This window comes from Aminobacter niigataensis (assembly GCF_014200015.1).
Lineage (GTDB): Bacteria > Pseudomonadota > Alphaproteobacteria > Rhizobiales > Rhizobiaceae > Aminobacter > Aminobacter niigataensis.
Window position 1 is genome coordinate 266,165 of sequence record NZ_JACHOT010000007.1, and the last position, 6,979, is coordinate 273,143.

Annotated in this window: 8 protein-coding genes; 2 read left to right on the plus strand and 6 right to left on the minus strand. The window is 62.4% G+C overall.

The window, feature by feature from the left end; genetic code table 11:
• Positions 1-16: 16 nt before the first annotated feature.
• A complete protein-coding gene (locus GGQ99_RS22020; protein ID WP_404801294.1) occupies positions 17-1,009 on the minus strand; it encodes a PhoH family protein in 993 nt (330 codons plus the stop codon).
• Between the two features lie 74 nt (positions 1,010-1,083).
• A complete protein-coding gene (gene miaB / locus GGQ99_RS22025) occupies positions 1,084-2,493 on the minus strand; it encodes a tRNA (N6-isopentenyl adenosine(37)-C2)-methylthiotransferase MiaB (RefSeq protein ID WP_183264177.1) in 1,410 nt (469 codons plus the stop codon).
• 310 nt (positions 2,494-2,803) lie between these two features.
• On the opposite strand from miaB, the gene GGQ99_RS22030 reads away from it, so the two are divergent.
• Positions 2,804-3,487 (plus strand): outer membrane protein, encoded by a 684-nt coding sequence (locus GGQ99_RS22030; protein ID WP_183264178.1) that lies wholly within the window; start codon positions 2,804-2,806, stop codon positions 3,485-3,487.
• 117 nt (positions 3,488-3,604) lie between these two features.
• On the opposite strand, the gene GGQ99_RS22035 is transcribed toward GGQ99_RS22030, so the two are convergent.
• Positions 3,605-3,919 (minus strand): YbhB/YbcL family Raf kinase inhibitor-like protein, encoded by a 315-nt coding sequence (locus GGQ99_RS22035; protein WP_183264179.1) that lies wholly within the window; start codon positions 3,917-3,919, stop codon positions 3,605-3,607.
• Between the two features lie 206 nt (positions 3,920-4,125).
• On the opposite strand from GGQ99_RS22035, the gene GGQ99_RS22040 reads away from it, so the two are divergent.
• Positions 4,126-4,290 (plus strand): hypothetical protein, encoded by a 165-nt coding sequence (locus GGQ99_RS22040; RefSeq protein WP_159091502.1) that lies wholly within the window; start codon positions 4,126-4,128, stop codon positions 4,288-4,290.
• A 320-nt stretch (positions 4,291-4,610) separates the two neighbouring features.
• On the opposite strand, the gene olsA is transcribed toward GGQ99_RS22040, so the two are convergent.
• Genes olsA through tsaB form a run of 3 tightly spaced genes read right to left on the minus strand, consistent with a single transcriptional unit; the run spans position 4,611 to position 6,612 of the window.
• Positions 4,611-5,411: a lyso-ornithine lipid O-acyltransferase gene (gene olsA / locus GGQ99_RS22045; RefSeq protein WP_183264180.1), complete on the minus strand. Its 801-nt coding sequence runs from the start codon at positions 5,409-5,411 to the stop codon at positions 4,611-4,613.
• A gap of 32 nt (positions 5,412-5,443) precedes the next feature.
• Positions 5,444-5,932: a GNAT family N-acetyltransferase gene (locus GGQ99_RS22050; RefSeq protein WP_108605416.1), complete on the minus strand. Its 489-nt coding sequence runs from the start codon at positions 5,930-5,932 to the stop codon at positions 5,444-5,446.
• Positions 5,929-6,612: a tRNA (adenosine(37)-N6)-threonylcarbamoyltransferase complex dimerization subunit type 1 TsaB gene (gene tsaB / locus GGQ99_RS22055; RefSeq protein WP_183264181.1), complete on the minus strand. Its 684-nt coding sequence runs from the start codon at positions 6,610-6,612 to the stop codon at positions 5,929-5,931. The genes GGQ99_RS22050 and tsaB overlap by 4 nt, the downstream gene beginning before the upstream one ends.
• Positions 6,613-6,979 lie beyond the last annotated feature (367 nt).

Here is a 6,979-nt window from a genome sequence, read left to right on the forward strand (position 1 = left end):
CCAAATTCGTTCCCGGTCAACCCTCGGTGCCAAGGCCGCGGGCGACCTTGCCGTCGCGGTCATAGGCCCTGACGATCTCGGCGACGAGCGGATGGCGAACCACGTCGGTGTCGTTGAAGCGCACCGTCACCGCGCCCGGCACGCCGTCCAGGATCCGCAATGCCTCGACCAGGCCCGACTTGGTGTTGGGCGGAAGGTCGATCTGGGTCGGATCGCCGGTGATGATCATGCGCGAGTTCTCGCCGAGACGCGTGAGGAACATCTTCATCTGCATCGAGGTCGTGTTCTGCGCCTCGTCGAGGATGACGGCCGAATGCGCCAGCGTGCGGCCGCGCATGAAGGCGAGCGGCGCGATCTCGATGACCTCGGCGGCAATGGCACGCTCGACCTTGTCGGCCGGCATCATGTCGTAGAGCGCGTCGTAGAGCGGGCGGAGATACGGATCGACCTTTTCCTTCATGTCGCCGGGCAGGAAGCCGAGGCGCTCGCCCGCCTCGACCGCCGGTCGCGACAGGATGATGCGCTCGACCATGCCGCGTTCGAGCAGCATGGCGGCGTGGGCGACCGCGAGATAGGTCTTGCCGGTACCGGCGGGGCCGATGCCGAACACCAGTTCGGAGCGCTCCAGCGCCCGCATGTAGGCGTCCTGGTTGAGCGAGCGGGCATAGATCGTGCGCTTGCGCGTCGAAATCTGGGCGGCGGCCATCTTGCCCTTGCGCTCGAGCGTCGGCAGCGTCAGCTGATCGTCGGGGGCAACTGCCATGCGGACGGCGCCGTCTACGTCGGACTGGGCCAATTCGCCGCCTTTCTGCAGGATGGCATAGAGATGGTCGAGGGCGCGGCGTGCCTGCTCGGCTGCGGTGGCGCTGCCCTTGATGGTCAGCTGGTTGCCGCGCGAGCGAATGTCGACGCCGAGCTTCTGTTCGAGACGGGCCAGGTTTTCGTCGAACTGGCCGTAAAGCGCACTGGCTAGCTTGTTGTTGTCGAAGGTCAGTACGATGTGCGCCATGTCAGACGCCCCGGAGGGCAGGTTCTTGAGTTCAGCAGCGCTCAACCGTCTCTCCTCATCTGCCGTACGGCCGATCAGACCGCTTCGGCGAACAGGCTGTTGGTACCTGTCTTCGTGATTCGCACATCAACAATGTCACCGATTTCGCCGGCCTTTTCATCAACAATAACCGGTTGTAACCAAGGCGATCGTCCGACGATCTGTCCGGGCTCGCGGCCGGGCTTTTCGATCAGCGTCGAAATCGTCATACCGACCAGCCCGTCGGCGAAGGCGTGCTGCTGCTTGGTGATCAGCTGCTGCAGCCGCTGCAGGCGCTCGTCCTTGACCTTTTCCTCGACATGGCCGTCCATGTCGGCGCCGGGCGTGCCGGGACGCGGCGAATATTTGAACGTATAGGCCGAGGCGTAGTTGGTGGCGCGCACGATCTCCATCGTAGCCTCGAAATCGGCATCCGTCTCGCCCGGAAAACCGACGATGAAATCGCCCGACATGGCGATGTCGGGGCGTGCCGTACGGATGCGCTCGATCAGCCGGAGATAGTCCGATGCCGTATGCCGGCGGTTCATCGCCTTGAGAATACGGTCGGAGCCCGACTGCACCGGCAGGTGCAGATAGGGCATCAGTGCCGCGAGGTCGCGATGGGCTGAGATCAGCTCGTCGTCCATGTCGCGCGGATGGCTGGTGGTGTAGCGCAGCCGGGCAATGCCGGGGATTTCGGCGAGACGGTAAAGCAGGCGGCCCAGCCCCCATTCCTTGCCGTCGGCGCCCTCGCCGTGCCAAGCGTTGACGTTCTGGCCCAGCAGGGTCACCTCGCGCACGCCGGCCTCGGCCAGCCTTTCCGCCTCGGTGACGATCTGGGCGACCGAACGCGAAACTTCCGACCCCCTGGTGTAAGGCACGACGCAGAAGGTGCAGAACTTGTCGCAACCTTCCTGCACGGTCAGGAAGGCGGTGACGCCGCGCCTGGCGACTTCGGACTTCCTTGGCTGCGGCAGGTGCTCGAACTTGTCTTCGAGCGAATACTCGGTCTCGACGACCTTCTGGCCACCGCGCGCCTTCTTCACCACTTCCGGCAGGCGATGATAGGTTTGCGGGCCGACGACGAGATCGACCGCCGAAGCGCGGCGCAGGATTTCGCGGCCTTCGGCCTGGGCGACGCAGCCGGTGACACCGACGATCAGTTCGCGGCCGCTTTCCGCCCGCTCCGCCTTGAGCTTGCCCAGGCGCCCGAGCTGCGAATAGACCTTTTCGGCAGCCTTTTCGCGGATATGGCAGGTGTTGAGCAAGATGAGGTCGGCGTCCTCTATGGCCTCGGTCGCCGCATAGCCGTCAGCCGCGAGCGCATCGCTCATGCGCTGCGAGTCGTAGACATTCATCTGGCAGCCATAGGTCTTGATGAAGACCTTCTTGGCAGCGCTGGTGCTTGCCGCGGCGACCTCACCAGAGGCTGCCGGCATGATTTCAAACATATCGTCGAGTTCCATGCCGCGCCTATTACCGCCTTTCGGCGGCAAAAAACAGACGCTTTACGCCTTTGGTGCCGCCAGCCTTGGCTGGAAGACGTGGGAGCCGTTTGGACGGCATGGCCACCACATCGCATCCTGGCCCCCGGCTCAAGTCGGGGTTTTTGTTTGTGCCTGGAACGCAAAAAGCCCCACCGCCTTTCGGCTGATGACTGTGCGTCCCATCTTCATGACTTTGCGTCCCAACGTGCGGTCGCAATGGTGACGGAACTATCTGACCGTGTCAGAGCCGAATGATCTGCTGCGGCATAAATCTAATTTAGGGCTTGCCATGAAAACGATTCTTCTCGCTTCGACATTCTCACTTGCCGTAGCAGGCGGTGCCATCGCGGCAGATGCAGTCGTCTATGAACCAGTTCCGGAGGCGGCAGCCGGCTTCGTCTGGACCGGTGGGTACATCGGCCTTCAAGCGGGCTATATGGTAGGCGGCTCGGTTGATCACACATTGGCCACCGACACCAATGGCAGCTACAATCTCAGTCCCGATGGGATGTTTGGCGGTCTGTATGTTGGCTACAATCAACAATTCGCAAACCGTATCGTATTGGGAGCCGAAGGCGATTTCGCTATTGGCAATGCAGGTGCATCGGGCAACCCGGTCGGCTCCACACTCTATCGCAGCACGAATGATTTCGATTGGACCGGGTCGATCAGAGCGCGTCTTGGTTATTCAATCGACCGGTTCCTACCTTACGTCACCGGGGGCGTGGCATTCGGTCGATTGAGTTACGAAGAGCGGGAGGGGGGTGCCTTCTATTCCGACGCCGAAGTCGATCTTATGGGATGGACAATTGGAGGCGGCGCCGAATACGCGCTGTCGGACAACTCGATCCTGCGTGGCGAATATCGTTACGTCCGATTCAATGACAAGGACTTTGTCCCATCCTCGGATGAGAATCTTGTCGCTCGAATCCGAACACACGATTTCCGCATCGGGGCGGCTTACAAGTTCTGATCGGCACGCTCCCGCCGTCCTCACACCCCGGCTCCGGCCGGGGTTTTTGTTTGTGCCTGGAACGCAAAAAGCCCCACCACCTTTCGGCAGCGGGGCGATCCTTTCAAGGATTAATGCTTACTTCTTTGAGAAGGGCTGGGTAGCCGACCCACTGGCCAAGGCCTTGCCACTCGCGTCAAGCGCCTTCACCGTGATCTTGTAGTGATGCGTGCCTGCAGGCGGGCAAGGCCCTTTGTATTTGAAGGCATCATAGGGGAGCTGGGACTGTCCCTTGAACGCCACCTTGCCGCCCCCGTGGCTGAAGCTTGCATTCTGATCGATCATCTTGATCTCAAGATTTACCGTTCCCTGCGGCACATTCGACAGTGCAATCGGCGGAGACTTCGGGTCCAGGCACTTTTTCGTCGGACCCCAATCAAATGAAACGCCCATGCCGGCAGCAAAGACATCGAGCCTGCGAGCATCAACGCTCCGGCAAGCATTAGTCTAACCATCTCTTCCCCGTTCGGTATGGCTGAAGGCCCCCTCCATAAAACCCGGCCGCGGCAACCTTTAGTATGCCTACGATCCCTCGTCGTTTGCCAGGTGAACATATTCGTTGGCAGTGTTACACGCAGCCGATCGTTACGGGAGGATCGATGGAAACGCTAAAACTCGTCGCTTGGTATGCATCACTAGCCAGCGTGCCTGTGATCATGATCATTGCAGGGTCATTCGCCAGAGATAAGAGATGGCAACAGGCAATCACCGCAGCCGCGTCGGCCATTGCCCTAGCCGTGATCTTGATAACCGATCGCATGTGATCTCCCTACTCCGGCATGACCACTCACCCGATCTTCGGCGTTGGCGCCTTGTCGGCGCTGCTCTATCTCGGTGAAAAAACCAAAGTTCGTCAATCGTGAGCACAAAGGACCTCGCCACGAACCTCCAAATTGGAAGCGTACCGAAGATCCTCTGATGACTCGGCGTCGCGTACAGGTTCCAAGACAGTCAGACCTTGGGGATCCCGGCTCTCGCCGGGGTTTTTTGCTTTTCTAAACTGGTGCTATCCAGGCCCCACAGGCGAAGCTGCGGCGCCGTCGGCCATTCGATGGAACGTTCAGGGGTTTCCCTCGGCGAATGCTCAGCGTGCCGGATGCGGCTCGGCGAGCGATTGCAGCATCATCGTCCGCACCCGCTCCTCCATCAGCCGCGTCGCCTCCTTGCGGCTCGACTTGGCCGAGAAATCGATCGGTTCGCCGAAGCGGATCTCGACGTCGAGCCCGCCCTCGGCCAGGAGCTGGCCGACATGCGGCACCAGGTCCATGTCGCCGATCCAGCTGGCGATCGGCCGGTGCTGGCGGCCCATCGGCAGGCCGTGGATGCGGGTATAGGCGATCGAAACCGGCTGGATGACGACGTGAGCGGCAGCCCCCTCGGCAATCGCCATCGAGGCGGCGCCGAACAGCGTGCTCTTGAACGGCAGAAGCAGGTTGCCGTCGCCGGTGCTGCCTTCGGCGAACAGCACCATGGCGTTTCCGGCGGCAAGGCGCTGGGCGATCTCGCTCGCCTGGTCGCCCGACTTGCGCTTGCGCTCGCGCTCGACGAACACGGTGCGCTGCAGCCGCGACAGGAAGCCGAAGACCGGCCAGCCGTTCAGTTCCGACTTGGCGATGAAGGTGACGTCGACCAGCGAGCCGAGCGCCATGATGTCGGTCCACGAGACATGGTTGGCGGCGATCATCAGCGGCCGGGTTTCGACCATCTTGCCGACGATGCGGACGCGCATGCCGAGCCCCCAAAGCATGGCGCGATGCCAGATCTTGAGGATGAACGTTTCCGGCCACAGGCCGGTCTTCATCGAGATGACCTGCAGCGGTACCAGCACCAGCGAGGCCGCAACCATCCAGAAGAGCGCGAGCCCCGTGCGGATCTTTCCGATCATGTAGCCCTCAAAGCCCCCGAACGGGCCTCTGGCTAGCGAAGATCGAGCCGCATGACAAGCGCGCCCGTCGCCCCCTGCGCCGACTGGTAGTAATTCGGGCGCTTGCCGACCTCGTGGAAGCCGAACTTGCGGTAGAGGCCTATCGCCGCCGCATTGGTCTCGTCGACCTCGAGGAACAGTGCTTCGGCGCGCTGGGCGTGCAATTCACGCAACACGGCGTCCATCAGGCGCCAGCCGAGGCCATGGCGACGATGCGACCGCGACACCGCGATGGTCAGGATTTCGGCTTCGCCCGCCGCCAGCCGTGCCAGCACGAAACCTGCCGGCGCTTCCGCGCCGTGGCCGACCTCACGGACGGCAAAACCGAAAACCGTGTCTTGTGCGAGCAGCGACGAAAACTCCTCGCCTGACCATGGGCGCACGAAATCTTCGCGGTGCAGGGGTGCGATGGCCGCGCTGTCGTCGACCGAGAGCGGCAGGAGCGCAAAGTCGCGGCGCAGCGGCCAGAACGGCAATTTCATTTCTGTTCCCTCGCCAGCACGAAGCCGGCTTGCGGCTTGGCGTCCGGTGCTCTGAGGTAAAGGGGCTTGGGCCGGTCGCCGGGCTGCTTGGCGGCGGCCAACCGGGCATAAGTGCCGATATCTGCAGTCGCCGCGAGCGGGCCGATTTGCAATGCCTTGTCCACTCCGACCGCATTGGCGATAGACTGGGCTGCGGTTCCTGCTAGCGCCATCGGCGCGGAAGAGGCGATCTCGACAGCCTCGGCCAGCGACAAGACGGCAGGTTCGCGAAGAGCCTTTCCGTTCGCATCGTACAATGCCGCATGAAGCTCCTCGCGCCCCGCATCGAGGGCTGCCAGCACCTTCATCGGCCCGAGCGCCTGGTATGTTTCATAAGCAAGCGCTTCAAGCGTGGTGACCCCGACTGCCGGGATTTTCAGCGCCAGTGAAAAGCCGCGCGCGGCTGAGACACCGACACGCACGCCGGTGAACGATCCGGGACCGGTGGACACGCCGATCCGTCCGAGATCGGCATAGGCCTTGCCGGCCTGCGCCAGCGCCTCTTCAATGACGGCCATCAGGTGCTCAGCATGGCCCTTGCCAAGATCGCGTACGCAGCGGCCGAGTTCGCGACCAGCGTCGGCATCGTGGATACTGGCGGCACAGAGGCTTGCGGCACAGTCTATGGCGAGGAGGATCATGGCGCCCGGTACTTTGCGGATATGGGGAGCTCTACGTCGCCCCCCTCTGGCCTGCCGGCCATCTCCCCCACAAGGGGGGAGATCAGCCGCGTTGAACGCGCCGCCCGCTGGACAGCATGGGCAAGGGGTTGCGCCGTCGCGATTGGTCGATCTCCCCCCTTGTGGGGGAGATGGCCGGCAGGCCAGAGGGGGGCAACGTAGAGCGCTGTCATAACTATCAGGCTGTCAAAATCACATCGGGCATCATACCCGAGAATTCTAAACTCTTTCCCTGGCCTTGAGCTCCAACCTGCGCTTGTGGAGGACCGGCTCGGTGTAGCCGTTGGGCTGGGCGCGGCCTTCGAAGACGAGGTCGCAGGCGGCACGG

What these genes read in the sequence shown, in the direction of transcription:
- miaB (WP_183264177.1), bottom strand. Translation starts at nt 2,493, where the DNA reads ATGGAACTCGACGATATGTTTGAAATCATGCCGGCAGCCTCTGGTGAG.
- tsaB (WP_183264181.1), bottom strand. Translation starts at nt 6,612, where the DNA reads ATGATCCTCCTCGCCATAGACTGTGCCGCAAGCCTCTGTGCCGCCAGT.
- GGQ99_RS22050 (WP_108605416.1), bottom strand. Translation starts at nt 5,932, where the DNA reads ATGAAATTGCCGTTCTGGCCGCTGCGCCGCGACTTTGCGCTCCTGCCG.
- GGQ99_RS22040 (WP_159091502.1), top strand. Translation starts at nt 4,126, where the DNA reads ATGGAAACGCTAAAACTCGTCGCTTGGTATGCATCACTAGCCAGCGTG.
- GGQ99_RS22020 (WP_404801294.1), bottom strand. Translation starts at nt 1,009, where the DNA reads ATGGCGCACATCGTACTGACCTTCGACAACAACAAGCTAGCCAGTGCG.
- GGQ99_RS22030 (WP_183264178.1), top strand. Translation starts at nt 2,804, where the DNA reads ATGAAAACGATTCTTCTCGCTTCGACATTCTCACTTGCCGTAGCAGGC.
- olsA (WP_183264180.1), bottom strand. Translation starts at nt 5,411, where the DNA reads ATGATCGGAAAGATCCGCACGGGGCTCGCGCTCTTCTGGATGGTTGCG.
- GGQ99_RS22035 (WP_183264179.1), bottom strand. Translation starts at nt 3,919, where the DNA reads ATGGGCGTTTCATTTGATTGGGGTCCGACGAAAAAGTGCCTGGACCCG.